Annotated in this window: 38 protein-coding genes and 2 pseudogenes; 27 read left to right on the forward strand and 13 right to left on the reverse strand. The window is 60.3% G+C overall.

Features of this window, described 5'->3' with window-relative positions:
• Window positions 1–354: 354 nt before the first annotated feature.
• From IHQ72_RS10970 to IHQ72_RS37045, 5 genes are all read left to right on the forward strand, one after another.
• Entirely contained in the window at window positions 355–549 is a 195-nt protein-coding gene (locus IHQ72_RS10970) for a DUF899 family protein (protein ID WP_258122446.1), read from the forward strand.
• Window positions 546–1070 carry a DUF899 family protein gene (locus IHQ72_RS10975; protein ID WP_258122447.1) on the forward strand — a complete coding sequence of 175 codons (525 nt, stop codon included), beginning with the start codon at window positions 546–548 and terminating at the stop codon, window positions 1068–1070. Before IHQ72_RS10970 ends, IHQ72_RS10975 begins: the two co-directional genes overlap by 4 nt.
• 201 nt (window positions 1071–1271) lie before the next feature.
• Entirely contained in the window at window positions 1272–1460 is a 189-nt protein-coding gene (locus IHQ72_RS10980; protein ID WP_258122448.1) for a hypothetical protein, read from the forward strand.
• 575 nt (window positions 1461–2035) lie between these two features.
• Window positions 2036–2137 carry a DUF3489 domain-containing protein gene (locus tag IHQ72_RS10985; RefSeq protein ID WP_258122449.1) on the forward strand — a complete coding sequence of 34 codons (102 nt, stop codon included), beginning with the start codon at window positions 2036–2038 and terminating at the stop codon, window positions 2135–2137.
• 81 nt (window positions 2138–2218) lie between these two features.
• Window positions 2219–2389 carry a GIY-YIG nuclease family protein gene (locus IHQ72_RS37045; protein WP_374120389.1) on the forward strand — a complete coding sequence of 57 codons (171 nt, stop codon included), beginning with the start codon at window positions 2219–2221 and terminating at the stop codon, window positions 2387–2389.
• Here the strand turns inward: IHQ72_RS37045 and IHQ72_RS10990 are convergent.
• Window positions 2333–3328, reverse strand: a complete 996-nt coding sequence (locus IHQ72_RS10990) for an IS481 family transposase (RefSeq protein WP_258122450.1) — start codon at window positions 3326–3328, stop codon at window positions 2333–2335. The two genes, IHQ72_RS37045 and IHQ72_RS10990, sit on opposite strands and share 57 nt — an antisense overlap.
• Before the next feature lie 105 nt (window positions 3329–3433).
• Between IHQ72_RS10990 and IHQ72_RS37050 the strand changes: the two genes are divergently transcribed.
• Together IHQ72_RS37050 and IHQ72_RS10995 are read left to right on the forward strand one after the other, a co-directional pair.
• The gene (locus IHQ72_RS37050) at window positions 3434–3709 is read left to right on the forward strand and encodes a hypothetical protein (protein ID WP_374120344.1); all 276 of its coding nucleotides are present in this window, start codon (window positions 3434–3436) and stop codon (window positions 3707–3709) included.
• A gap of 216 nt (window positions 3710–3925) precedes the next feature.
• Window positions 3926–4126, forward strand: a complete 201-nt coding sequence (locus tag IHQ72_RS10995; RefSeq protein ID WP_123149332.1) for a hypothetical protein — start codon at window positions 3926–3928, stop codon at window positions 4124–4126.
• 551 nt (window positions 4127–4677) lie between these two features.
• Here the strand turns inward: IHQ72_RS10995 and IHQ72_RS11000 are convergent.
• The gene (locus IHQ72_RS11000) at window positions 4678–4932 is read right to left on the reverse strand and encodes a hypothetical protein (protein WP_123149402.1); all 255 of its coding nucleotides are present in this window, start codon (window positions 4930–4932) and stop codon (window positions 4678–4680) included.
• A 136-nt stretch (window positions 4933–5068) separates the two neighbouring features.
• Window positions 5069–5302 carry a P27 family phage terminase small subunit gene (locus IHQ72_RS11005; RefSeq protein ID WP_165848647.1) on the reverse strand — a complete coding sequence of 78 codons (234 nt, stop codon included), beginning with the start codon at window positions 5300–5302 and terminating at the stop codon, window positions 5069–5071.
• 179 nt (window positions 5303–5481) lie between these two features.
• Here IHQ72_RS11005 and IHQ72_RS11010 point away from each other — a divergent pair, with 179 nt between their 5' ends.
• Window positions 5482–5706, forward strand: coding sequence for a hypothetical protein (locus IHQ72_RS11010; protein WP_245318963.1), 225 nt, complete (start codon window positions 5482–5484; stop codon window positions 5704–5706).
• 212 nt (window positions 5707–5918) lie between these two features.
• On the opposite strand, the gene IHQ72_RS11015 is transcribed toward IHQ72_RS11010, so the two are convergent.
• Window positions 5919–6464 (reverse strand): DUF4336 domain-containing protein, encoded by a 546-nt coding sequence (locus IHQ72_RS11015; protein WP_309508818.1) that lies wholly within the window; start codon window positions 6462–6464, stop codon window positions 5919–5921.
• A 383-nt stretch (window positions 6465–6847) separates the two neighbouring features.
• On the opposite strand from IHQ72_RS11015, the gene IHQ72_RS11020 reads away from it, so the two are divergent.
• Window positions 6848–8083 carry an SAM-dependent methyltransferase gene (locus IHQ72_RS11020; protein WP_095490911.1) on the forward strand — a complete coding sequence of 412 codons (1236 nt, stop codon included), beginning with the start codon at window positions 6848–6850 and terminating at the stop codon, window positions 8081–8083.
• Window positions 8084–8727: 644 nt separating this feature from the next.
• Here the strand turns inward: IHQ72_RS11020 and IHQ72_RS36875 are convergent.
• Window positions 8728–8919, reverse strand: coding sequence for a hypothetical protein (locus tag IHQ72_RS36875; RefSeq protein ID WP_309508819.1), 192 nt, complete (start codon window positions 8917–8919; stop codon window positions 8728–8730).
• A 240-nt stretch (window positions 8920–9159) separates the two neighbouring features.
• Here IHQ72_RS36875 and IHQ72_RS11030 point away from each other — a divergent pair, with 240 nt between their 5' ends.
• Window positions 9160–11097, forward strand: a complete 1938-nt coding sequence (locus tag IHQ72_RS11030) for an adenylate/guanylate cyclase domain-containing protein (RefSeq protein ID WP_258122451.1) — start codon at window positions 9160–9162, stop codon at window positions 11095–11097.
• A 773-nt stretch (window positions 11098–11870) separates the two neighbouring features.
• Here the strand turns inward: IHQ72_RS11030 and IHQ72_RS11035 are convergent.
• Window positions 11871–13103 carry a tyrosine-type recombinase/integrase gene (locus IHQ72_RS11035; RefSeq protein ID WP_258122452.1) on the reverse strand — a complete coding sequence of 411 codons (1233 nt, stop codon included), beginning with the start codon at window positions 13101–13103 and terminating at the stop codon, window positions 11871–11873.
• Between the two features lie 3 nt (window positions 13104–13106).
• On the reverse strand, window positions 13107–13712 hold the full coding sequence (locus IHQ72_RS11040; RefSeq protein WP_258122454.1) for an Arc family DNA-binding protein: 606 nt from the start codon (window positions 13710–13712) through the stop codon (window positions 13107–13109).
• A gap of 111 nt (window positions 13713–13823) precedes the next feature.
• Here IHQ72_RS11040 and IHQ72_RS11045 point away from each other — a divergent pair, with 111 nt between their 5' ends.
• The 11 genes from IHQ72_RS11045 to IHQ72_RS11095 are packed head-to-tail and all read left to right on the forward strand — an operon-like array spanning window position 13824 to window position 16808.
• Window positions 13824–14018, forward strand: coding sequence for a DNA-binding protein (locus tag IHQ72_RS11045; protein ID WP_258122456.1), 195 nt, complete (start codon window positions 13824–13826; stop codon window positions 14016–14018).
• Window positions 14015–14212 (forward strand): hypothetical protein, encoded by a 198-nt coding sequence (locus IHQ72_RS11050; protein WP_258122457.1) that lies wholly within the window; start codon window positions 14015–14017, stop codon window positions 14210–14212. Before IHQ72_RS11045 ends, IHQ72_RS11050 begins: the two co-directional genes overlap by 4 nt.
• A complete protein-coding gene (locus IHQ72_RS11055; protein ID WP_258122458.1) occupies window positions 14209–14718 on the forward strand; it encodes a hypothetical protein in 510 nt (169 codons plus the stop codon). The genes IHQ72_RS11050 and IHQ72_RS11055 overlap by 4 nt, the downstream gene beginning before the upstream one ends.
• Window positions 14715–14870, forward strand: a complete 156-nt coding sequence (locus tag IHQ72_RS11060) for a hypothetical protein (protein WP_258122459.1) — start codon at window positions 14715–14717, stop codon at window positions 14868–14870. Before IHQ72_RS11055 ends, IHQ72_RS11060 begins: the two co-directional genes overlap by 4 nt.
• Window positions 14860–15141: a DUF6074 family protein gene (locus IHQ72_RS11065; RefSeq protein ID WP_258122460.1), complete on the forward strand. Its 282-nt coding sequence runs from the start codon at window positions 14860–14862 to the stop codon at window positions 15139–15141. The genes IHQ72_RS11060 and IHQ72_RS11065 overlap by 11 nt, the downstream gene beginning before the upstream one ends.
• The gene (locus IHQ72_RS11070; protein ID WP_258122462.1) at window positions 15138–15326 is read left to right on the forward strand and encodes an RNA-binding protein; all 189 of its coding nucleotides are present in this window, start codon (window positions 15138–15140) and stop codon (window positions 15324–15326) included. The genes IHQ72_RS11065 and IHQ72_RS11070 overlap by 4 nt, the downstream gene beginning before the upstream one ends.
• Complete coding sequence (locus IHQ72_RS11075) at window positions 15319–15474, forward strand: hypothetical protein (RefSeq protein WP_258122463.1); 156 nt, start codon at window positions 15319–15321, stop codon at window positions 15472–15474. The genes IHQ72_RS11070 and IHQ72_RS11075 overlap by 8 nt, the downstream gene beginning before the upstream one ends.
• Entirely contained in the window at window positions 15471–15776 is a 306-nt protein-coding gene (locus IHQ72_RS11080; protein ID WP_258122464.1) for a hypothetical protein, read from the forward strand. Before IHQ72_RS11075 ends, IHQ72_RS11080 begins: the two co-directional genes overlap by 4 nt.
• Window positions 15773–16213, forward strand: a complete 441-nt coding sequence (locus IHQ72_RS11085; protein WP_258122465.1) for a hypothetical protein — start codon at window positions 15773–15775, stop codon at window positions 16211–16213. The genes IHQ72_RS11080 and IHQ72_RS11085 overlap by 4 nt, the downstream gene beginning before the upstream one ends.
• An 18-nt stretch (window positions 16214–16231) precedes the next feature.
• Entirely contained in the window at window positions 16232–16588 is a 357-nt protein-coding gene (locus tag IHQ72_RS11090) for a hypothetical protein (RefSeq protein WP_258122466.1), read from the forward strand.
• 4 nt (window positions 16589–16592) lie between these two features.
• Window positions 16593–16808 carry a hypothetical protein gene (locus IHQ72_RS11095; protein ID WP_258122467.1) on the forward strand — a complete coding sequence of 72 codons (216 nt, stop codon included), beginning with the start codon at window positions 16593–16595 and terminating at the stop codon, window positions 16806–16808.
• Window positions 16809–17074: 266 nt separating this feature from the next.
• On the opposite strand, the gene IHQ72_RS11100 is transcribed toward IHQ72_RS11095, so the two are convergent.
• Window positions 17075–17275, reverse strand: a complete 201-nt coding sequence (locus IHQ72_RS11100) for a DUF2905 domain-containing protein (RefSeq protein ID WP_135934865.1) — start codon at window positions 17273–17275, stop codon at window positions 17075–17077.
• Window positions 17276–17532: 257 nt separating this feature from the next.
• The gene (locus tag IHQ72_RS11105) at window positions 17533–17955 is read right to left on the reverse strand and encodes a CBS domain-containing protein (protein ID WP_135934866.1); all 423 of its coding nucleotides are present in this window, start codon (window positions 17953–17955) and stop codon (window positions 17533–17535) included.
• A 113-nt stretch (window positions 17956–18068) separates the two neighbouring features.
• Here IHQ72_RS11105 and IHQ72_RS11110 point away from each other — a divergent pair, with 113 nt between their 5' ends.
• The gene (locus tag IHQ72_RS11110; protein WP_258122468.1) at window positions 18069–18518 is read left to right on the forward strand and encodes an ATP-dependent DNA ligase; all 450 of its coding nucleotides are present in this window, start codon (window positions 18069–18071) and stop codon (window positions 18516–18518) included.
• Window positions 18519–18578: 60 nt separating this feature from the next.
• On the opposite strand, the pseudogene IHQ72_RS11115 reads toward IHQ72_RS11110, so the two are convergent.
• Window positions 18579–19314 (reverse strand): annotated as a pseudogene (locus IHQ72_RS11115) (exodeoxyribonuclease III).
• 297 nt (window positions 19315–19611) lie between these two features.
• Between IHQ72_RS11115 and IHQ72_RS11120 the strand changes: the two are divergent.
• The 5 genes and pseudogenes from IHQ72_RS11120 to IHQ72_RS11140 form a co-directional block, all read left to right on the forward strand.
• Window positions 19612–20205 (forward strand): DUF6130 family protein, encoded by a 594-nt coding sequence (locus tag IHQ72_RS11120; RefSeq protein WP_258122469.1) that lies wholly within the window; start codon window positions 19612–19614, stop codon window positions 20203–20205.
• Between the two features lie 133 nt (window positions 20206–20338).
• The gene (locus IHQ72_RS11125) at window positions 20339–20494 is read left to right on the forward strand and encodes a hypothetical protein (RefSeq protein ID WP_258122470.1); all 156 of its coding nucleotides are present in this window, start codon (window positions 20339–20341) and stop codon (window positions 20492–20494) included.
• A gap of 16 nt (window positions 20495–20510) precedes the next feature.
• Window positions 20511–20906, forward strand: a complete 396-nt coding sequence (locus IHQ72_RS11130; RefSeq protein WP_127205040.1) for an Ohr family peroxiredoxin — start codon at window positions 20511–20513, stop codon at window positions 20904–20906.
• 237 nt (window positions 20907–21143) lie between these two features.
• Complete coding sequence (msrB, locus tag IHQ72_RS11135; RefSeq protein ID WP_258122475.1) at window positions 21144–21629, forward strand: peptide-methionine (R)-S-oxide reductase MsrB; 486 nt, start codon at window positions 21144–21146, stop codon at window positions 21627–21629.
• 115 nt (window positions 21630–21744) lie between these two features.
• Window positions 21745–21985, forward strand: a pseudogene (locus IHQ72_RS11140) (2Fe-2S iron-sulfur cluster-binding protein); the annotation flags it as partial.
• Window positions 21986–21997: 12 nt separating this feature from the next.
• Here IHQ72_RS11140 and IHQ72_RS11145 read toward each other — a convergent pair.
• The 3 genes from IHQ72_RS11145 to IHQ72_RS11155 all read right to left on the reverse strand — a co-directional run bounded on the left by IHQ72_RS11145 (window position 21998) and on the right by IHQ72_RS11155 (window position 23996).
• The gene (locus IHQ72_RS11145) at window positions 21998–22744 is read right to left on the reverse strand and encodes a ferredoxin reductase (protein WP_258122476.1); all 747 of its coding nucleotides are present in this window, start codon (window positions 22742–22744) and stop codon (window positions 21998–22000) included.
• Window positions 22741–23352, reverse strand: a complete 612-nt coding sequence (locus IHQ72_RS11150) for a sulfite oxidase-like oxidoreductase (protein WP_258123801.1) — start codon at window positions 23350–23352, stop codon at window positions 22741–22743. Before IHQ72_RS11150 ends, IHQ72_RS11145 begins: the two co-directional genes overlap by 4 nt.
• 290 nt (window positions 23353–23642) lie before the next feature.
• Window positions 23643–23996: a hypothetical protein gene (locus IHQ72_RS11155; RefSeq protein ID WP_374120391.1), complete on the reverse strand. Its 354-nt coding sequence runs from the start codon at window positions 23994–23996 to the stop codon at window positions 23643–23645.
• Window positions 23997–24215: the final 219 nt, after the last annotated feature.

Here is a 24215-nt window from a genome sequence, read left to right on the forward strand (position 1 = left end):
TCTAGCGACTTTACACAACTGCTATGCGCCCAGTGTTCGCTGGCGAAAATCCACCCTTGGTGACCGTAGTCAGATTCCCGCTTTGGGTGGAAAGCGGCTGTTTGTTTTGTCCACCGAACGAGCAACGAGCGCCATTTCCCGACATCAGGGGGCGTTCTGCGGAGCGGACATTCACCCATGGGCAACAGTCGACCCGGCCGACGTTGGTGGGGCAACCTACGGCCGATTTGGGCTGGTAGCGATTCCTATATGTCGAGCGCCGATGAGGAGGAACCGACGAGTCGTCACAGGCTGGAACTATGGAACGCCCGGCAGCTTTATATGGATGCCCCATCCCGGAGAGAGGAGATGAACATGAGTGAACTCCGGTATCCTAACGAAAGCAACGAGTATCGCGATGCGCGCGCAGCATTGCTCAAGGATGAGCAAGAACTTATCGACAAGGTGAAATCCGTGGCGGAAAAACGTCGCAACCTCCCTCCCGGCGGGCAATTAAAGGAGGACTACGTCTTCCAGTGGCCAACGATGGGAAAGTTGGAACGAGCGTGAAGTTCTCTGAGCTGTTTGCCGATAAAAACACGCTGCTGCTCTACTCATTCATGTTTGGTCCGAACTGGGACAAACCTTGCCCTTCCTGCACGTCACTGGTCGATGGGTTCGATCGAAGCTGGTATCAAGTAACCCAAAGTGGCGCCTCGTTCGTCGCAATTGCCAAAGCCCCAGCCGAACGAATTAATGCCTGGGCCAAACAACGCGGATGGTCGCAGATCTGGCTGGTTTCCGGATCGGTGTCTCCCTATCAGGCGGATTACAAGTGCCAGGGGGATACTGACGACATGCAATGGCCAGTGATGCATGTATTCATGAAGCGGGACGGAAGGATTTTTCATTTCTGGGGAACTGAAACGATGATGAATCATGTCGACACCGTGTGGCCGTATTGGAATCTTATGGACTTTACGCCGGAGGGTCGGCCGGACATTGACACTCCGCCACAAAAGTTCAGGTCCGAATTCCTGGAAAAACACTTCGCCGACGATCCCAAGGGCCGGTCAGGGTCAACGGCGTGAGCTAGGCCGGAGTCGAGCGAACTTCCGCAAAGGGTCGAAAGCAGCATTTCCCCAAGGCTACCAAATGTCAGACTTCCACCATACCTCGCATGGGCGGTCGGCCGCCGGCTTCTGAAAGCAATGAAATGATCCACTCAGCCGTTGATGTTGTTCGCCGTCCGAGCATGAGTGGTGTCACCAACCAGAGAGGATGAGCCCTGCATGAACAGGCACCTATTCGCCACCACGCCCAGGATGCAGATCGTCTGGGACGTGCTCGAGGCCGCCAAAGATAACGGCGACGAGATGATGATCGCAGCTTGTCGCCGGCTGATCGTCGCCGACCGGCTGGGTTGGAAAAAGCATGCCGACCGCACCGACATCGAACTGGTGACGAGCCTCGCCGACTAACCCTGCCAGCTGACGCTCCTGCACGAGCCCCGACAGCATTCGGGGCCCGAGGCAGTAGAAGCGACGGGATCGTCTCGCCGCATTCGAAGCGGGAGCATCCCGATGAAACTTTCTGATACCCAACTGGTCGTCCTTAATACAGCCTGCCAGCGCGCCGACCGCCGCGTCCTGCCTTTGCATTCCAATCTGAAGGGCGGCGCGGCCGAAAAGGTCACGCGAGCCTTATTGCCAAGGAACTGGTCGAAGAGATCCAGGCCGAGCTCAGCGACGCCGTGTGGCGCACTGCCGAGGACGATCAACGTCTGACGCTGGTGCTGACGCCGCACGCATTTGAAGCCTTGGGCATTGAACCGGAGGACGGGTCGGAGCCGGCCACAGGTGCCCCGCAGGCGGCTTCGGCTTCGCCGGGGAACGCCCAAGCCGGCCAGAGGAAAAGGGCGGCCGTTGCCCGCGGCACGCCGCAGGCGCCGAAGACCCGAGGCGGAACGAAGCAGGCGAGCCTGATCGAGATGCTGCGTGCTCGGACGGCGCCACCATCGAGGAAATCATGAGCCACCGGATGGCTATCGCACACGGTGCGCGGGGCCATCGCCGGTGCCCTTAAGAAGAAGCTCGGCCTGACTGTCACGTCAGAGAAGACCGAGGGCCGCGGACGCATCTACAGGATCAAAGACTGACTTCGCAGCCGATCGTAAGCGCCGGCCGGAAGCACGGCCGGTTGTCATGAGGCACATGGAAAGAAGCTCCTCTACGTCGGCATCTCCCCCAAGGCACCGCCACTTAACGGCGCCAGGCCGAGTAGCCAAAACGTTCGCTCACGACTTCGTACGCACTACTCCGGGAACGCGGCTGGATCGACGTTGCGCCGCACGTTAGGCTGCTTGCTCGCTGCTGAATTGGGCATCGAGCTGCGCCGGGTAGGTGTTTAGTCCCGGCATTTGATGGGTGGGATCGAGTCGGAACCGTTCGGGCTCTTTTGCCCAGATTTTGCAGATGAATTCGTGGGGCGTGAGGCCCTTGAGGGTCTTAAGCCGGCGCGCGAAATTGTAAGCTAAGATGAAGTCGGCGAGATGCCGACGCAGTTGCTCGTGATCGTCATAGTGGAAGCGCTTGACGGTGGCGTCCTTGATGGTCCGATTCATCCGCTCGACCTGGCCGTTCGTCCAGGGATGGTTGATCTTTGTGAGCCGGTGCTCGATGCCATGTTCGTCGCAGATGCCGTCGAAGATGTGCTGAAGGGCATGCCGGTCGCAGGTCCGGTTGGCGAACTGAATGCCGTTGTCGGTCAGAATGGTATGGATGGCATAGGGCACGGTCGCGATCAGGTTGCGAAGGAATTGGGCCACCGCCATCTTGCCCGCCGTCGGGTGCAATTCCGCATAGGCGAATTTCGACGTCCGATCGATGGCCAAGAAAAGGCGCAGCTTGCCCTCGGCGGTCTGCACCTCGGCGAGGTCGATATGGAAATAGCCGAGCGGATAGGCGTTGAACTTCTTCCTGGCCGGCTTGTCGGCGTCCACCTGCGGCAGCCGCGAAATGCCATGGCGCTGAAGGCAGCGATGCAACGACGAGCGCGTCAGATGCGGGATCGAGGGCTGTAGGGCATAGAGACAATCATCCAGCGCCAGCAACGTGTGCTTGCGAAAGGCGACGATCACCGCTTCCTCTTCGAGCGACAGCACTGTCGATCTTGGTTTCTTCGGGCCGGTGGGAAGATCGGCGGTCGAGATCCGGTTCCTCCACTTTCTAACTGTCTTCTGATCGATGCCGTAGCGCTTGGCCAGCGCTCTCAGGCTCTCTTGACTATGCTGTATCGCTCGACGGACTGCCTCTGTCGTCGTGGCGCGGCGGTGTAGAACCTGTCCCATAGCGCATCCTTTGATTCGGACGGCAATGATGCGCCATTAAAGTCCGGGATCAAACAGGTAGGAAGTACTGGACGCTATACCTTCACCAACCCCGGCGAATGCGTCTTGGATAGCTGGTTGGACCGGCATGCTTTTGTCGCTCGGGCCGAGATTGAGAGGCCGTGGGGGCTGGAGAAGCAGCTGATTTCGTCGGATCTGAGATTACCCTTCAACGTGGACGGCAACACGCGAGTTGAGCTTACCAGCGTCATTTCGGCCGCAAGGTCCGAAGCACGAAAGCGCGCGGATGCTCTCCCGATTTTGCTTGATAGCGGAGGCAGCCGAAAAGGTCGGGCTACAGCGTTAATCCATATCGAAGGACAGAGGGATCAATTCAAATAGTCGGAAATTCGACCAAAAAATTTCCAGCCAGCGCGACTACATGCGCAAATTGGTCGCGTCATTGGGCCCCGACCGGCAAGCAGTTTGGCCGCCTAAGCGCCGGCCGGAGGACTTCGGCTGGCGCTCTTCGTTTGTTAGGCCTGCCTGAGCCTGGGAGCGCTCATGGCTCACCAGGCTTAATGCTCTACATCGTTCTTCAGCAGAGGAGAGCGAAGAATGAGTTCAGATCAGAACAGGAACACACACGAATTCGTGGTCGCGGATGTTCAGTTAGCCGACAACGAAACCGATGACGGCGTGGCGCTGATGCTCACGGATGCCCGTGGCGGCCGGGTACGGCTGCATCTAAATGGTGACATGGCCGAGTTGCTGCGCGAGAGGGTCGCATTTGCGCTCGACAGGAACACGGGACCGTAGCGCAGGCTATGGCCGCGGCCCTGCGAATGATCGCCTTTGCCGAGGCCGGTTCCACCGTAGCTGGCAGTAGGCGGCGAGGCGCCGCCCGTTCGAGTTCGCTGGATCACGACAAGATAATGCAGATAGCGGGAGCCGCTTCGATGCTGCAGCTTTCCGAGGTTATGCTCTCGGAGGGCGGTAGTATTCGAAGGCCTCCCGAATTGCCTCTACCGCGCGTCTTTCCTGGCTGGGGGAGCCTGGTTTCGCCGGCTTAAAGCCTATTTGGCTCGGCAGTCCGCGCTCTCGCGACATAACAAGAAAGGTGATGTCCGGTAGCCCCTTGGAAGTCTCCTCCCGGCTGATCTCATCCAGGACTGGCTTCCAATATCCCATGTCCGGAATGTCGACTGCACGACTCAATTCCGCGTATGTGATCATTAGGCCTCTGGTCGCGCGCCTGATTAACTCCGCGCGAATCGCATCCTTTCGGTCCGCGAATGGTACCGGCATAATATGCTCCCCTGACAAAGCTAAGCCCGACCCGGTTCCTTCAACGTTCGAATGGCAGGTAGTTATGTCATTCTCCGAACAACCCAGAGCGACCGGCCCGCATGAGCGATTCCGGACACGAGTCGAAGGCGAGGATCATCTTTGAGCCGCTCAGCCTCAACCACATCAAGAAGCAGGACCTGCTGATCGGTCTCGTTTGCATTTGGCGTAATCCACCAGCGCCGATCCTCGCAGCAAAGCCCGGCTTCCGGATGCTCCTGGAGGTACTCAATCGCATATTCGGCGTCCACTTTTCTCGGTCCGGCGTCGACGGACATTTGCTCCGTTCCTCCTCCGTCTGCGATCGCTTTGGGACTATACTTGATTATGGCGCCTGTTGAAGCGACGACCATTTTGCTTGGCTAGCCGTTGGCATGGACGGCTCGATGCAGCAGTGCTTAGCGACGCAGGGTTTCACGAAAAGAGTTCGTCGTCTTCCTGGCCGGTGAACTCCCATGGCCTGGGTCCCATGCTGTGCGTCGTTGCGACCCGACTGCGTGACACGGGCGAGAGGCCGAGCTCGCTCATGAACTTGTGCATCAGCTCGACATTCTTGTTGGAGATGGCAAGCCAGGGCGAGGGCTGCACGTAGCCGGCTGGCGTCCTGAGCAGGGCAGGGGTATCCTTCAGCTTCTTCTCGGACTCCACCCAGCGGCCATAGGCTTGACAGTAGATCGCTCACCGTCCATCTGCCGCTGACCCTGCGCAAGCGTGGTGGCCGCAAGATCATCATCTCGCCCGCCGGCGCACAGCAATGGACCCCAGCACGGCCACGCAAAGACAACACTCTGATCCGGGCGCTGGCGCGGGCGTTCCGGTGGAAACACATGCTGGAAACAGGCGAGTTCGCCACAGTGATCGAACTTGCCGCGGCCGAAAGGCTTGACCGCTCTTTCGTATCCCATGTGCTCCAGTTGACGCTGCTCGCGCCCGATCTGGTCGAAGCCATACTCGACGGACGGCAGTCCATGGGGGTTCAGCTCCAGGCGCTCGTCAGGGGTTTGCCCGTCGAATGGGAACGGCAACGGGAGTTGATGGCTACTTCCTGCTGACAATCTTCTCTGCGGCCGCCCTCAGAGAAGCCAGGCCAGCGACTGGCGAAGTAATGTCGTCCCATCCTTGTGGAACCACCGGCCATGGCTGAAGATCACGCGCTTTGGCTGGAAAGCCACGAGGCGCTCCGCGGCCGCCTTCGCCTGCTCATGCTTCCGTTTGATGATCATCCGCAGGTAAATGGGGGCCTTCCCCACAGGTGCCGTGACGCCTAAGAGGCGCGCCGCCGGCCTGATGATGAACGGCAGCTTTTCCGGCTCGAGATTGAGACTAGATCCGTAAGCACCATAGTTCGGCTGTTCTTGTGATAGAACGCGACTTCGGTGAACCCACCGGCTCCTGGAACGAGAACCTGATCGAGATCTTTCGACCAGGCTTCCGGCGCCGCTGCGGCCAGATCGTGATCGATCCTGACGCCAGCCCGGCGGACCTGTGCCCGATGGCGCAAGCCCGGAACGGCCCAAGTCGGCGCTCCCTGCACATGGTTCTGCCACTCCTTGAGGAAGGTCCAGTGTGCACTGTTTGGCGCAACCAGATGCACTATCGGACCAATCTGCTCGAGCTGCTTTCTCAGCTCAAAAGCGAACCGTGTTGGTGAATGCAGCAGGAGACCGCCATTCCCGAGCTGGATAACCGTCATGCGCACCGGGACTGGAATGCCCATCACGCTCAGCGGTCCGCTGTCGACGATCCAGATCCCAGGGGCGACAGACTTGGCGACATCAAGAGGAGGGTAGGTGGCGTCTTCGGGCTTCATGGTTGTGCTCCAATTTAGCTTGGAGCTGGCGCAACACGCTTCGAGAGGATCTGTTCCGGGGAACTGCGTGACGGCCTAGTTCGTCTGCTGGCCAAAGCAAATCATTATGTGCAACATACAACGGCAGCTTTGCGCCGAATGTCCGCCCTTGAGGCGATCTTTGCGATTGCCGGATAGCAGACGCTGCCGGCGACCACCCTGGACATCTTATTGCGCCAGAAGCAGACATTTCTGATCGCGGGGCAGGCTGCCCCGGATGGGTCGCTACTTCGGCATTGGGAGGAGACTTCTGAAGTCCGATCCCTCTCCGCCCCCACATCGGTATTGATGTACCGACACTTGGTAGTCATACTTACGGGGCAAGTGACGAGAAACGAGCCACAATGCGTCTGCTGCCAAATCTGCTTTCCCGTTTTGTAAAAAACGGGTGCCTGACTGTCATATTCGAGGACGGTTTCAGGCAAGCCTTCGGCAGTGGACAGGATGGGCCCGACGTGACGATCCGCCTAACCGACAAAGCGGTCGAACGCGAGATCTTCTTCAATCCGGAACTGAAGGCGGCCGAAGCCTACATGGATGGCCGCTTGGTGATCGAGAACGGTGGCAAAGCATTTGACCTCTTGTCACTTTTTTCCGTCAACCGCACTGGGTTGGCAGCCCACCCTGTTCAGAAGGCGTTGCGGAAAGTCTGGCGTGCGTTGCGCCGGCGCCAGCAGAACAACAAGCTCGGTCTCGCCGCCAAAAACGTTCAGCATCACTACGACATCCCGACGAAATTTTATGAGCTATGGCTCGACGAGACAATGACCTATTCGTGCGCCTATTACACGGCACCGGACAACAGTCTGCAGCAAGCGCAGATGGACAAGCATCGCCACATTGCCGCGAAGCTCAAGCTAGAGCCGGGCATGCATGTGATGGAAATCGGCTCAGGCTGGGGCGCTCTCGCCATCTATCTCGCCAAGTATTGCGACGTGAAGGTCACGGCGATCAACGTTTCGACGGAGCAATTGGCGGCGTCTCGGCTTCGAGCGATCGAGGCCGGGGTCGCTCACCAGATCGATTTTCGCGAGGTCGACTATCGCGAGGTCAGCGGACAGTTTGACCGTGTTGTCTCGATCGGAATGATGGAGCACGTGGGCGTCGTTCATTTCGACAGCTATTTCACGATCATTAATAGATTGTTGAAGGAGGGCGGCTTCGCATTGGTTCATGCGATCGGACGCATGTCACCGCCTGGTACCACGGCGCCGTTCATCCGCAAGTATATCTTTCCAGGTGGGTATGTGCCGGCTTTGTCAGAGGTGTTTGCCTCGTTGGAGCGCACGGGGATCTGGTGCGCCGACTGCGAAAATTTGCGGCTGCACTATTACTGGACGATCCACGATTGGCGTCTCGGTTATGAGGCCAGGCGCGAGGAGGCAGTCGCCATGATGGGCGAACGCTTCTGCCGTATGTGGGATTTCTATCTGGCGTCGGCCGAACTCGGCTTCCTAAACGGTTCAAATTTTGTCTTCCAGATACTGATCTCGACTCGCCGTGACGATGTCCCAGTCATCCGCGATTATATTGTCGAAGAAGAGCGACGCCTACTGAGCTCGATGCAGACGAGTGCGTAGTTTCGCTATCTACACCAGTAGGCCCGGTCCGCTGGTTAGCTCCCCCTGCAGGACTCGGATGACAACAGACAGCCACGCCCACTCATCCCGCCGGTCAATCTTCGTCCGACGGAAGCGCCAGTGCAACCAATCGACAAGTCCGCAGATCAAAGCGGTCGGCCACGAATGACAGCTTTGCGCCTAAATGTCGGACGTTGCGAACAGCTCTGCCGTTTCCTGAAAGCCGACATTCCAAGCGACCACGCTGACGGTCGCGGTTGCGCCATTTCCAGTCAATCGTAGCCCTCCTCCAAACCTGACGTTCGCGCTACGGCTGCCGGCGATCCTGAGCCGACTGTCGGACGGTATGGCCGCCCGGATCCGCCTGGTCAGAGCATATGCACGAGGTAGGGTTTTGCCATCTCTTCCTGCACATAGGTTATCCCTGTTCGGCCAGCGCCGCGTGCAACGTTTGCGCCGTGGTTTTGAAGATGAGTTGGCCTTCGACGCAAACCTTGTGTTCGCGCGCCCTTCTCCGGAACCACAGTGCCTGCATATATGGCACGCTGCGCCTTAGGCCGACTTGCCGAGAGCTTTCAGGATAAACCGAATCTGCTCAAGCAGGGCCGCTTCGGTGTCTTCGCCGTGTTGAACGCAGTGCTCGATCAGAATCGGGTGGAAGACCGGCGTGAACGCGGTGTTGACCGCACGGGCCGCTTCTGCCGGTCCTCGACCTTGAGTTCGCCCGCCTCGGTCCCCTCGCGAATGATCGCCTCAAAGATCGTCACCATTCGCTCGATATGCGCCTTGATGATCGCCCGGTTCTCCTGCATGGCGGCGACGATCATGTCGTGCATGCGCCTTTCCGGGAGTTGACACTCTCGACACTGCGCGAGAAAGGGGCGCATCTTCGAGGCGCCCGCGTCCGCGACTGAGGCGGGCGCTCTTCCATATTTACGAAAGGAACACCCCTATGAGGATCGGAATCATCGGCGCTGGAAACATCGGCGCCACATTGGTGCGAATGCTTCGGCGCGTCCTCTCCTTAAAGCCGTCACCGGGCTTGCAATGCGGTGGCGCATTATGACATTGGCTGCATGAGCACGTCCGCACAACCAGTGCGTCTGGTCCGCCCCGAAAAGAAGCGGCGTCGCATCCCCATTGCAGTCATCATGGCGATGAGTTTCGGCAGCCTCGTGTTCCTGTCGGTCGGCGGCGTGCTCGCATTGTCGGTCGGCGCCAACCTTCGCAACACTTTCGACCTGCTCGGCGCCCAGTCGACGCTCCTGATCGATGCGATGGAGGATTTGCTGCGCGCCGAGATGGGGCGCGCCGAGAGCGCCGTGGACGGCGTCGCGCAGCTCTACAAGCAGGGCGAGTTCCAGATCGACGACGAGGCGATGTCGGCGGCACTTGCCAGTGCGCTGGCGGCAGTGCCGGGGGTGAACGCAATGTTGATCTGCACACCCGACCTGATTTGCAGGGGGGCGGCGGTGACCGGGGACAACGACGCCAAATATCCTGCCGGAACGATCCGGAAACTCCCCGCCGAGACCGAGAAATCGCCGCAAGTGCGCGCCGTTCTTGAAGAGCGCCAGCAGGTCGACGGACGCCGGTGGGGCGCCTTCGTGGCCAACGAATATGGCTTGTTCGCCAACGTCTCGGCGCCGCTGTCACGCGATGGCGCCACGAAGGCCTGGGTGATCGCCGCGGTGGAACTGCAGAACTTGTCCAAAATCACGCAGGAACTGTCGTCGCGCTTCGGCACGCATGCCTTCATTCTGGATGGCGACGGATCCATCCTGGCGGACCAGCGGCTGGCTTCCCCGGATGCGCTGAAGAACGGCATCCTGCCGCTGACGCCGCTCGCCAATTTCGGCGATCCGGTTCTCGCCGGATATGAGGCGCGCAAACCGGAAGCGGAGTTCAGCACGCAGCGTACCCGCGATATCGAGGTTGCCGAAATCCAGGTTGACGACAAGGACGGTTCGACGTCATGGGACGGAGAGAACACTTACGTCGCTATTACCCGTGAGATCACCGGCTATGGCGACCGGCCCTGGACGCTCGGCGCATATTTCAAGACCAGTCAGATCGGTCACGAAATCGAGCGCGTCATGGGATCGGCCATGCTTGGACTTGGCGCGATGGCGGTGGCGGTCATCGTCGCGATTCTTCTCGGCAAGCGCCTGTCGCGCCCGATCCAGGCGATTGCCGGCCAGGCCACGCGCGTCGCCGATTTCGATCTCGACGGCGTGACCCCCCTGCCGCGCAGCAGGGTGCTGGAGTTGGACAACCAGGCTTCGGCCTTCAATGCCATGCTGATCGGTCTGCGTGCATTCTCGACCTATATTCCGCGCTCGCTGGTGGCCAAGCTGGTGCGCACCGGAGAGATCGGCATCGCCGAACCGCGCGAAGCGGTCGTCACCGTCATGTTCACCGACATCGCCGGCTTCACCACGCTGTCGGAGCAGATGGACGCCGCCGCCGCGGCCAGGCTGCTGAACCACCACTTCGCGATCCTGTGCGGCGCGGTCGATGCACATGGCGGTACTGTCGACAAGTTCCTGGGCGACGGCATGCTGGCGTTCTTCGGCGCGCCGGATCGTCTGAAGGGCCATGCCGCCGCGGCCGTCCGCGCAGCCGCGGCCATCCGCGAGGAGCTGGACAAGGACAATCTGGAAGCGGCTGGCGAAGGCCGGCCTCCGCTTCATGTCCGCATCGGCATCCACACGGGCTCCGTCATCGTCGGCAATATCGGCGCATCCGACCGCGTCAACTATACGATCGTCGGCGACACCGTGAACGTCAGCCAGCGGCTGCAGGACCTCGGCAAGCAGCTCGAACCGGGCGCCACCGCCGCAATCGCCATTTCCGGCGAGACCGCGTCGCGGCTCGACGAAAGGTTCGAAAGGATCCCGGCGGGCAAGCATCGGCTGCGCGGCCGCGGCGAGGCGACGGAGGTCTTCCAGCTTGGCAAAGTCGCGACGTCAGCATCGCCCCCTATGGACGTTCACCGCGCCCAAGCGGGCTGAATAACATGCCACTTCCATGCCGCTGATCGGCGGTTTGAAGAAGCCGACGGCTTTGGGAATGACTGGAGCCGGGTCACCTAGCGCCGTAGCTGATTTCAATTGGAACGGCAGGAACGGTGCAAAGTCGCTGGTTCCGGGCAACGTCCGCTTACGAGCCGCCAAATCGGCCCAGCAAGGACCGGTTTGGGGTCAGGACTGGTGGTTCTGGTGAAAGTCGGCTTCCGGGAAGGAAATTCGGTCCAGGAAGGGCCGCTTCGGGTCAGTTGGAGACTTCAATCCCACCTGGTCGAATGTCTGCTGTCGCTCTTCGGATGCCAGGAGCGGCCAGTCTGCTTTCGGCCCATTCCAGACATTTGAAGTTCGGCACCGCTCCTAGGCCGAAGCGGCTGACCAATTTGGTCACCGGTTGGTTTGCTTTCTGTGTTCTCCGCATAGCGGCGTCGCAGCAAACCACTCCAAGCTTGGAACCGAAAAGTCCTGCAAATTCAGAGAGCAAAAGCTCGGGAGTAAAAAGGCGCACTCCTCAGCTTCGGAGATGGGCCAACAGAGAACAAAATGAGTCGCTCTCACCACCACAGCCACTCCACAGCTTTCGGCCCGAAGGCCTGCTGTTCTGCGGGGTTTCGGGGCGACCAAGTCCAAGCAGAGACCATTGTGGAAGAATAGAGTGGTAGCGGGAGAGGGACTTGAACCCCCGACCCCAGGATTATGATGCTTGGTCCTGACGTTGATTTCGTTGTCGAAATCGGTCCTTTGTCGCATCTATGTCGCGTTCAACCCAAAAGCGCCCGTTCTGCTGCAGCCATTTCGTCGGCGTCATCGCCGCGCGGGAACAGGTGCCCGTAGACGTCCATAGTCATCACGATCGAGCTATGCCCGAGCCGTTCCTGGATGACCTTCGGTGGAAGGCCGAGCCCGCCGTCTTGCGGCCGATTGATCAACCATGATGCATAGAAATGGCGCAGGGCGTGCATACCTCCATACTTGGCAACCATGACGACTTTCCCGTCCTCCGTTCGTTCTTCGCTCGCTACGGCCACGCCTGCCGATAGCTGAGTTGGTAGGAATCCGCGCTTGGTGATGTTCGATCGGCCTTCGATGTTGCCGCTCCCAGTCGGGAACACGTAGTGAAGTTCCTTCACAGGAGTCCCGTCCTGATCTGTAGATGCGCGGCGAGGGCAGGCAACTTTCCATTCTCTTAATGCGCTGATGACCGCCGGCGGCACCGGGATTGTCCTTTCACCTGCTTCAGACTTCGGCCGGCCGATCACTCCATAGTCGTCCGCTCGCTGGTGCACGCTGATCTGCGCGTGCTCCATGTCCACGTCGCTCCACCGCAGCCCGCGCAATTCGGATGATCGCATTCCCGTAAAGACCGCAGTGATCATCAGCGGGCGCCAGCGGCCTGTAGCCGCGCCTATGATGGCCTTGATTTCCTCGCGAGTTGGGATGTCGATCCCGACCTTCAGCTTGCCCTTCTTGCGTTTGTCGGCCTGGCGCTCTTTGCCCCTTCGCCGGGTGCCACGCAGATCTCTGACGGGATTGCGCGTAGCCAGGCCGCGTTCCTGCGCGTCCGATAGAATCGCACCTAGCGAGCCGAGGATCTTCCGAACCATCACCTGTGAGCGGTTTTTTTCGCGGAGTTTGTCCGCGAACTCGCGCACGGCCGGGACCGTAAGTTGGGATAGCAGGGTCGCCCCGATGAACGGCTCGATGTGAAGTTGCAGGTGGCGCTTGCGCTGGTCGATCGAGGAACGCTCGAGTCCGTCATTTACGCCCGTCGCAATCCAGAAAGCTCCAGCCGCCTTCACGGTGACGCTCGCGCTGTCGGCAACGTGAACACCCTCGCGGACCTCGACCTTGGCTGTCGCACCGAAACCGTCGGCGTCCTTTTTCTTCGCGAAGGTCTTCAGTCGGCGAACGCCTTTGCCATCGGCGTAGTCGACCACCCAGGCGGTTTTCTCCTCGCCCTTGCCGTTAGTCCAAGTGCGCTTACGAATCGACATGGGTCAGGGCTTCCATTCGGGGAGCGGAAGGTCCGATGAATTCGACTGCTCCCCCGTCTCCCTTTCGAGTTTCAACCGTTCCTTGATGTGCCGATCCTGCTCCTCTTCGGACATCTCGCTCCACTCTTTGCGGCGAGGCGGCGGCAGAGCAAACTTCTCCGACCGTCCCGTCAACTCCAATGATCGGCGCTCCTCGTCGTCGTATTCTGGCATCGCGTCCTGGGCTGCCTCGTAGTTCTTTTCGTCTTCGCGCGAGCGATATGCCTGCCACATTCCCATAATGCTTTCGCGCGTCTCCAAATCGACGCCCGTAACACGGCCTGAGACAATTCCTTCAACTGTCTCCTCGAATTTCGAAACGAACTCGTCAATGCGGGGGTCGGATGTCCCAGCCCTAAGAATCGCCATCATCTCCGCAAGGTCATTCAAACGAGTGTCTATCGGCCATTGCTCTGGAAACTCCTGCTCCAGCACGCGCACGATTTCCGTATTCATCGATCGACCGTGACGCTCGGCATAAGCCTTTATTCGATCTCGTAGGCCTGCCGGCAATCGAACCTGAAAACGCTCCGCCAACTGGCTTGGGTATTTCTGCTCATCGTCATCCATTCCCTATGGATGCAACTTGCACCCAAAAAATGCAAGGGTGCAACTTGCACCTATGCCTATCAAATCGTATATTGTGGGTGCAACTCGCACCTATCGGTACGAAGGACACAGATGAACAATCCAGCACAGCCGGCGATCGACCTTGTTTGGGGCGCCGTCGAAATCGGAAAAGAGATCAACCGGAAGCCCCGCCAGACCTTTCACATGCTCGAAACGGGTCTCTTGCCTGCCAAGAAGGTGGGTAATCAATGGGTAGCCGAGCGCGGCAAGCTGCGGGCTTTCTTCCTCGGCGAGGAAGCCGCATGAGCGCCGCCGACCTCTCGCCGCCGGAGCACGAGACAAGTGCCATCGTCGACGAGGCGGCCGCTTGGTATTTCGAGAACTTCCGCACTTGTGAGCGGCCGATCGTGCCGGCGCTGCGCCAGCGATTCGGCCTCACGAGTCATCAGGCGATTGTTGCCATTCGCCAAGTGACGCTGATGCGGGCCCGCGCGGCATGAGCCCTCCCAAGCCTGGAAAGATCGCTGCGCAGTTCATGGCGCACAAGCGAGAGATGCGCCTTTCGCCAGCATGGAAGGCGCTACGCGGAAACGACAAGCTGCTGCTCGAACGGCTCGAGGAAGAGCACATGGCGCACGCGGGAACGACCGACGTTCTCCCGGTCACCTTCTCCGACTTTGAGGAGTGGGGTGTTCGTCGTGCCGCTATCGCCGAATGCATCGCCCGTGTCGAAGCCCTTGGCTTTGTCGAATGCATCGAGCGGGGCCGAGCCTCCAAGGCCGAGCATCGCTTCCCTACGAAATATCGCCTCACCTATGCGCACGGTCCCAAGGTGAGGGTTACTGACGAGTGGGCAAAGGTTGTGGACCAGGAAGACGCTCAAAGGCGGATAGATGCCGCGATTGCTGGCCTGCAAGCGCGGTCGTCGGCACTGAGCATAAAGCTGAAAAGGAGTGCGGAACTGCGGGCAGAACAAAGGGCCTTGCAGGGGAGAAAAGCGGCATGACCGGATTTTTTGCCAGTGCGGTTTTCGCCACCAAAGCCAGTGCCGAAATCGCAACCAATAGAGCCAAAAGCCAGTGCGGAAAACGTTACTACAGCGCTGGTAGCGGAAACGTCACTACTATCTATATCTCGGGAGGGATCGATGAACATTGAGCCTGCCGCCTGCAACGTGATCGTCTTCCCTCTGGTCCGCCGGGTAGGCAAGGTGCGCGACGTCGCCCGCAAGATGCTCGACAAGTCGACCGACCGCCACGCCGATTCCTACCGAGACCAAGTGACGACCGCGCTGCTCGGGCACATGACCCGCGTCGGCATCCCTGATCAAGAACAGGACGAGCAACTCGGCGCCTTCTGGTCGGCCGTCGACGCCGAGATGACGCGCCAGACCTATCGCGGCAGTCGGCCAGGAGACAGCGCGGCATGAGCGACCGTATCGAAGCCCTACCGCAGCAAGACGCGATTATCGTCGAGGTCGATGACGACAGCCTCGCCATTTCGCAAAAGGACTCGGGCGACGGCAGCGAATATCGCATCGCCATTTTCAGCAAGGCCGGCGTCGACGCCTTAATCGAGGCGCTGAAGAAAGCCCGCGAGTCCATGCATGGCTGAATCCGCCTACCGCAGCGCCGCCGTCTGGATCGAGCAATCGCTGGCCAGCCTCGCCGAAGCCGTCGAGCAGATGCCGGACGAGCGGTTCCTAGGCGAGCACCAGGCCGCGCACGATGAGCGGCGCTCGCCCGAAGGCCGCGACGAATGAGCGACAAAATGCGCCGCTATCGTGCTCGCCGAGCCGCCGGCAAGGTCGTGCTGTCGGTTGAGGTGGACGACGTCGACCTGGCCGAGAGGTGGGTCGAGGCCGGCTTTCTATCCAGACGGCTTGCCGACGATCGCCAGGCGCTGAAAGAGGCAGCGGAGCGGTATCTGGCCGGCGCGAGAGCCGGCCGAGCGCGAAAGGTGATCAGCGCCCTTCCTGGCCTTGCCAAGCGGATGTGGCGCGAGCGGCATATGGAGCAGCCGAACAATCCCCCGCACATCGTGCCGATGCGGAGGCGGGCATGATAGCGGCCTATTGCTCGGTAAACGAGCCGGATGATTCAGCCCGTGCCGGCGGGATCGATCTTCGTCAGCCGCTCTTTGGCCTTGACCAGACGCCGTTGCGCAGACCGTATGCTATCGCACAACGCGACACCGACGACGGCGCCGCAGTCCTGGTCCAGCAACCTATTCGCGCGTTTGAGAGAGGTCTCAGCTCGTTTGATGCGCAGCCTGGCCTCAGCCCGTTCCAAGTTAAAAAAATCAAGCATTGTTCCGCATTCGAGGTTGCAGCAGTCCCTTCAATGGACCAACCCCTGCAGATCGCTTTGGTTCCTGCGACGTATTGGCCGCTCACACCAATAAAGGGGGGCGTGTCGACAACCCAAAATCGAAACGGGCGCCGGAACCGCCGAGGGCTTACGCGCAGAATTTTTTTCCCCCGATCGAATATTTCGGCCTGAATAGGGATTTCACGATAGATGACCACAACCTCACCAGCCTCTAACCCGCAGGTTTCCGGCATTCCACCTATCCCGAGATGGCTGACGCGGGCTGAAAAGGCAGCGTTCAGGCGCATTGCAGAGCAGCGAAATGCTGCCGGCCGGCCAGTTTCGATCGCAGAAATCGATGCGCTGGCCGACCTCGTGACGCTGCGCAGCCGGATAGCGGACACTCGGAAGATTTACAGTTACGCCATTGCCCAACTGAAGAAAAACCCGGCGTGGAGGAGCGACCAAGCCCTCGCTCTCACTACAAGCCGCCAGATCGATGCCCAGACCGCGCGGGCGCAGCGCATGGCATCAGATCTCGGCCTGTCGAGCGGTTCCGAAGGCTGATCGCATGTCAGCGGCCGATCGCATGCGTCGATATCGGGAGCGCCAGCGCAATGGGCGCCGGCCGCTGCTGATCGACGTCGACGAGGTCGCGGTCGCTGAATACCTGATCGCTGCCGGCTTCTTGCCACCATGCAAGGCGGAAGACCGCAACGCCATCCGCACGGCTGCCGAAAGCAGCGCACGATTTCCCGCCGGACTAATCTTAGCCGATGCCGCCTAAGCCGGGGCACGTAGGCGTCCTGTAATGGGTCAATACGCCTTGGCACCGCGATTGCATGGTCAGCTACGCCGGGTGTTGGGACCGGCATTGGGGCGATGGGGCCTCGCCGCTTCGCGAATGGAGCGGCGAGGTTTTTCATTCAGCCATCAGCCTCTAAGGCAGCTCGACAGCCGATCCGGAGTGACGAGAGGCCGCCAAGATAATCCTGCACATCGATCCTGAGAAAGACCCCGAGCGGGGGCGGCTGTCTTCCCCGAGTTCTCCCGCTACCGGTTGACCAGCCACAGAATAATCGAGAGCACGATGCTGATCAGGATCCCGGTGGCGATCGGAACATAGAACGTGAAGTTCTCACGCTCGATCACGATATCACCAGGCAGTCGGCCAAGGCCGATCCGTGACAACCACGGCCACAATAGGCCCACCGCAACTATGATGAGACCAACGACAATCAGGGTTCGCGACATGGGGCTGCGTCATGCCAGAAACAATTAATTAGCGCGGGGACAGAGCACTAGCAGAATCCCGTTATGTTCACTGAAACAAAAGCCAGGATCGGGCCGTTTGCAATCTGACGTCCCACACTCTGGCGACTCCAGTAGACCCTCGCGCTGGCTTCGGCCGGCGGGCTTTTTGTTCCGCCTGAGGGACATTTCTGCCGCCGCGCTGTGGCCAGCGCGGCGGCAGAGTGAAGGTCTTCAAAAGGGCACGGGCGAGCCGCCCTTCAGTGGTGATGGGCGGAAACCTTCTTGACGTATTCGGACACCAGTTCCGTCGGTGCCGACTGACTGACGTCGCCGACGCTAAGGATGCCGACCATCCGCATATTCTTGTTGATCACCGGCAACCTGCGGATTTTCAGTTCTTCCATGTGCCGTACGGCCTTGGCCAGATCGTCGTCTTCGCGGCAGCAGTGAATGCCGGCCGTCATGACATCGCGCGCCGTTGCGGTGCGGCTGTCGAAACCATCCTCCGCCAGTCCTTTGCAGACAATATCGCGGTCGGTCACCATTCCGATCAGTCGGTCGTTCTCTCCGATGGGAATCGACCCGATATCCTGGGCTCGCATCATTTTCGCCAGTTCGGTTACAGCGATTTCGGGGCTGACCCAGTCGACACCCTTATGCATTGCGTCTTTGACTTTCATGGCGGACCTCCCTTGCTGGGGTTGGAGAATGTCCCTCTGTCCCATGTTACCGCGGACGGGGCTTGGCTGCCAGAGTTCGTTCCTCCTGCCGACAGAACAGCGAGTACGAACGAATGTTCCGCTTGGCATTTCAGCAAGAGCTAACGGAACGGAAACGGCTCTCCGCTATTGAATCAAATTCGAGTTTTGCGTGGGGCGTTCCGATGAGTAAGCGCGCCGGGGACCGGCTGGAGTTTATCGAGCCGTTACTGCCGACCCTGGTCGAGAAGCCGCCCGAGGGAGGCGACTGGATCCACGAGGTCAAGTTCGACGGCTACCGCTCGCAGATCGTGATTGACGACGAGGGCGTTCGCATTTTCACGCGCCGGGGTCTCGATTGGAAGGCAAAATATCGCGACCTGACCGCAGCGGCAAAACTGCTTGGTGTCGAAAGCGCCATCATCGACGGCGAAATCATCGTACTCAATGAGGCTGGCCTGTCAGACTTTCGTGCATTGCGGTCAGCTATCACCCGCCGGCAGCACGACCTCTATTTCGTCGCTTTCGATGGACGAGAGCCATGACCAGCAAGTAACACGCCGGAGGTCGGGCTTTGACCCTAGCGAGGTCGGCCCGCGAGTTTTCTAACCTTGCCTATTGCCGAGGTCGATCCAGGTTGGGGCGTGGTCGCTCGTCTTTTCCCAACCGCTGACGTGACGATCTACATTGGCGCCGCGCAATCGTCCGGCAATTGAGGGCCTGAGGAGGAGGGGATCGATCCTAAGCCCGCATCTCGGGAATAGGCGTTCCTGAAATAATCCCAGAACGTGTAAATCCTTTCGCCCGGATGGCGTTCGCGCAATGCGTCGATCCAACCATGGTCAACCAGTTGCCGAAAGGCTTCGCGCACCTCTGGACGAAGAAGCGCATCGTCGACCCAGCGCTCGGGTTTATGAGCATCAAGATCGGTCGGCATGACGTTATGGTCGCCGGCCAGGACCACCGGCACCCCGTAGGCAAGCAGTTCAGCTGCATGGGCAGTAAAGCGCTCACCAGGGCAGCTTATGGTCGAACTTGGGACCGGGCGCCGGGTTGCCGTTGGGTAGGTAAAGACAGTCAATCAGGATCCCATTTACGGCAGCTTCAATGTATCGGCCATTTGCGACTTCGGGATCGCCCGAAAGTCCCCTGCGGGTCTCTTGAGGCTCTACGCCGCGTGCCAGAATGGCAACGCCTTTTACAGCTCTTTTGGCCGTGCCAGATTGCGCAGTATCCCGCCGCCCGAATGGCTGCTATCGGAGACTTCTCCTGCGGCGTTTTCCCCAGTTGGCGAGCGCCTTCGAGCCAGCGCTTCTCACCAGCTCGGCCGCGTCGCCAAATACCAATGTGACGGTCTGGCTATCACTTCGATCTCATTCCAGTGATTGGAGCCGCGAGGGGTGCTCGGGACGGCGCGAACGCGGTAGGGCAACACCGCAGTCGCTCCATTGGTTTCGGCGATGTAAATCATGTAGTTATGGATTGTAAATCCCGCAATTTCTCTTGAGTTTCTGAAAGTTGATTTGCGAGCGAACCAATCCAAAGGTATTGCCGATACCATAGTGCAATAGAGCTAATGTTGCCGACGGTCGATCCTTGTCTCACATCCGAATGATCGGATAGAGATAGGAGGACGTCATGTTAGCAGCATCACTATCGCCCACGCGGTGCGAACTTCATGCCACCACGGCTCACGCCGGGGTCGGCGACTCAATCCGCCCCTTCTGCGTCAAGGTTCCCGAGTCGGAACTGACCGAATTGCGCCGGTTTCGGCACAATGCCATGACCCTACTCATCACGACGCTTGCCGCAGTTGCGACAGGAGCCGTGCTCGCTACGAGCGCCTTCGCCCAGAGCGCGAGGGACGTCCGCGGCGCTTCACCGTTCGAAACAATCGAGAACGAACCCGCACCCAAACTGATAGTGGATCCACCACTTCCGGGCCCACTGGCCCAGGGCCTCTTTCAGGCCCAGTACCGGACGGAGAACGTGCACATCGTGCCGGTGTTTGGGGAGGGCGCCCTCAAGGCATCTCCACGCATCGGGCATCTGCATATAACCGTCAACGACCACGAATTCTTGTGGGCGGATTCGGGTAACACCAATACTGTCGACATTGCAGGGTTTTCGCCCGGCGATCACAAGGTGAAGATCGAGTTGGTCGACGCTAACCACAACGTCTTCGCCGGACAATCTGTGACGGTACCGTTCACTGTGCCTCCTGCAAAATAGGGAGACCGGCTTTCCGCTAATGCCCCGGAAACGGTGCCGTCGCGGGAGTGGTTGCATTTGGGAGTTGGCGTAGTCTCCGGGGTGTCAAACCTCGAATCATCCGGCGTTAGAGCGCCGGACAGGAGACTACGCCATGACAAGGACTCCCATAAATGCGGAGCCATTCATCCTGAGGAAGGCGACGAGCTATCTTCGACAGGGCAAGCCGACCGATACTGGCTGGGGCGCCGGGCCGCGCAGCACCATGTGCCGGGCAGGGGGTCCGTTCATCGGCATGCTGGAACGATAGGAGAAAGGATTTCGATATGACTGAGAAACTTCTCTTCACTGGCAAGACCCACAATACTAGCGGTCGCGATGGCGGAGCCCGCAGCAGCGACGGCCAGCTGGACATCAAGCTGAAGCAGCCGCACCCGGCCGCCGAAAACCTGTTCGGTGCCGCCTGGTCGGCCTGCTACATGGGAGCGCTCGAGGTCGCAGCCTCCCAGAGAAACATCAAGCTTCCGGCGGGTACCGCGGTCGATGCAGAGATCGATTTGAACTCAGACGCCGGCTCCTACTTCCTGCGGGCGCGCCTCAACGTCAGCGTGCCGGGCGTCGACCCTCAGGTTGCGCGCGAGCTGCTCGGTGCGGCACACAGCATTTGTCCGTACTCCAAGGCGACGCACGGCAACATCAACGTTGCGACCAAGCTCCTCTGAACCCGGTCAAGTCTGCCCGGCGGAGACCGCGAAAGCCGGAGCTGTTCACCAATGAACTCAGAATAGCGATCGAGTGATTGGGCGGCGCCAAAGTGGCGCCGTCCAAGTCAATAACGGCGATCTAGGTAGTGAGCATCGTCATGATGCAACAATGTGACGTCTGGATGTCGCGTCGGCCCGGCCCCGCCGCCTTTGCGGGTGTCCAGCCGTCGCGGCTGAGCTGTGAGGCGATCGACGATGAACGATATCATCGAAGTGCAATTCGATTTGACACCCCCCACCCAGGAACAGTTGCGGGAGTTGGCGGCAGACCTCAGCGACAAAGAGCGACATTTGCTACTCGAGCATGGCGAGGAAGCGCCGTTCTGCGGTGTCTTTCTCACTGAGAAGCGGGAGGGGGTATATACCTGCCGCTTGTGCGGACTGCCGTTGTTCAAAGGCGGCGCCAAATTTGAAAGTGGCACCGGCTGGCCGAGCTTTACCGCGCCCTTCGCTGAAGAACATCTGCGTGACATCCGCGACACCAGCTACGGCATGGTCAGAACGGAAATCGTTTGCGCCCGTTGTGGCGCGCACCAAGGCCACGTCTTCCCAGACGGCCCCCCGCCGGCCGGGGAGCGTTTTTGCATAAATTCAGGATCGCTTGAGTTCACTCCCCAAGGGGAATTGCTTCCCGACAAACTCCGCCGAGGCGCTCCCGAAGGTGAACCGTGGCGTAGCTGACTCTGCGTTCCAGCCGTCTGTAGCCAAGGGTGGGGGCGCCGCGGCCAGGCGGCCGATGGCCGATACCCGCCCGCCGGGGTTAGTCGGCGGCAGGGGCGGGCTGTGGCTTGTGGTTGCGCTTTCGGATGTCGACGCCGGATGCGTTGCCGGGCAGACCGTGCTGCAGACGGCGCGCGCTTCGGGGTCAGGATTCCCGCGGCCTGCGAATTTGGCCTGTGCGGAACCTGCAAGGTGAAAAAGGTCTCCGGCAGGTGGAGATGACCCACAATGGCGGCATCCTCGATCACGAGATCGATGACGGCTTTATCCTCGCCTGCTGCTCGAAACCGCTGTCGGCGCTCGAGATCGAAGCCTGATAGACAAGCCGCTCACACCCCGTAGCGCTCGGTGCGGATGAGGCCGGCCGGGACGTCGGCGTCGATCAGCGCCTCGGCGGCGGCCGAGACGAAGGCGTTCCAGCCGCAGACGATGGCAAGCTTCGGCGGCTCGGGCAGCCGCGACATGGATTGCATCATCATCTGGGCGTCGATCCGCCGCGAATAGTCATCGGGGCGCTGAGCCGGCTCGCGCGTCAGCGTCAGCACCAGTTCGAAGCCGTCGCGGCGGTCGTCGAGCTTGATCAGCTCGTCGCGAAAGATCACCTCGTCCCAGATCCGCGCCGAAAACACCAACGCGACCGGCACGGAGGATTTGCGCGCCGTGCGGTGGCGCACCATCGCCATCAGCGGCACCACGCCGGAACCGCCTCCGACCAGGATGATCGGCCCGCCATCGCTGTCGGACCAGACGAAGTGGCCGCCGAGCGGACCGCGCAGCTCGATTTCGTCGCCGACCGCTGCCACCTCGTGGAAGAAGGGCGAGACCTCGCCGTCTTCGAGCCGTTCGATCGCCACCTCGACCGTCCCGCCGCTCTCGGGTGCGGAGGCGATCGAATAGGAGCGGCGCGCCTGATAGCCGTCCGGCGCTGTCAGCCTGACATCGACATGTTGCCCGGCCTGATGGGCAAAGGGTCGCGACAGCTTGAAGAAGAAACTGGTGACGCGCGGCGTGCGCTTTTCGATGCGAATGATCTTCGCCATCTGCCAGGGTGATTGCGTCGCCGCTGCCTCGCTCATGGATCGTCCGTGTAGCGCTGCTCGCGCCACGGGTCGCCATAGATGTGATAGCCGCGCAATTCCCAGAAGCCCGGCTCGTCGTGCTCGGTGAACTGCAGCCCGTTCAGCCATTTGGCCGACTTCCAGAAATAGAGATGCGGCACCAGCAGCCGCGCCGGTCCGCCATGGTCCGGCGTGATTGGTTTGCCTTCATAGAGCAGCGCCACCATCGCCTTGCCGGCGACAAGGTCCTTCGCCGGCACATTGGTGGCGTAGCCGTCGAACGAATGTGCCAGCGTGAAGGCGGTCGGCGGCGCGATGCCGGCATCGGCAAGGATATCGTCGATCAGCACGCCTTGCCATGACGTGTCGAACTTGCTCCATGCCGTCACGCAATGGATGTCACGCGTCATCCTGCTCAGCGGCAGCGCGTTGAACTCGGCCCAGGTCCATTTCTTGAGCGGCCGCGGTCCGTGCTTGAGCGTGAACGACCAGTCCTCGGTGCGCACGCGCGGCGTCGGCCCGGCTGACAGCACGGGGAAGCCTTGCTCGAGATACTGTCCGGGCGGAATGCGTCCATCCGCATCCGTCGGGGGCTTTCGTCCTGAAAAGAAGCCGCGGGTTACCATCGACACGATCCGTTGCTGCGGGTCGAAATCGACCGCGGCCAGTGTTCTCGACGATATCCCGGCGGGCAACAGGAATCTTGGGCGAGGGGACTTGCCGCCATTGCCTTCTGCCGAGGCGGTCTTCGCATCATCGCTGTTGCGTCCGACAGCAGCGGAAATCTGCATGGCCTTGCCGTTGCGCCAGACATTGAGCGTTTCCCTGGCGCCCGGCGCGACGTCGGCGGCGGCACGCGACAGGTCCTTCGGATCCTTTATAGCACGCAATTGGATCGGGGGGATTCGTTGCGAAATCAGAATCCACGCGGCGGTACAAAAAGGCAGACGGTGTGCCCGTCATTCGCGCCGGCCATCGAACACCAATGAAATATGCCATCGGGACTGTCCTTGATGCGGCTGTCTGCGTAAGTGATCAGTTCGCCCGTCCCCTTGATGACGTAGCCTTCAGGCCGCTCTCCGATCGCATTATCAGCGACTTCTCGGCAATCGTAGCCGGAGCAACAGGAGAAGGGATAGGACCACCCCTGCGGCTGCGCAGCGGTTGGCAACGCGTCATGCGCCATCGCATCGGATGTCATGAGGAACACCCATACGCCGACCAGTGCAGCGGTGACTAGTGCGGCGGCGACCACGGCCAGCAGCGTCATGCCTGCGAACACGCCGCCGGGTGCGGGCTTGGTCCGGTCGTCAATGACGCAGCTGATATGACAACGGCAGAGCGGCCAGAGGTTACAGTCGACTACACAGCTTCTCGCCCCGACCATCACCGCGCGGCGCGCGTAGGCTGGACCGGGGCCGCGCATGTAGTGGAGCTCGGGCCGGTAGCGAGGTGCTACGAATTCGCGAAGGGCTGACGCCGGCTGCGT

Source organism: Mesorhizobium onobrychidis (genome assembly GCF_024707545.1).
Taxonomy (GTDB): Bacteria; Pseudomonadota; Alphaproteobacteria; order Rhizobiales; family Rhizobiaceae; genus Mesorhizobium; species Mesorhizobium onobrychidis.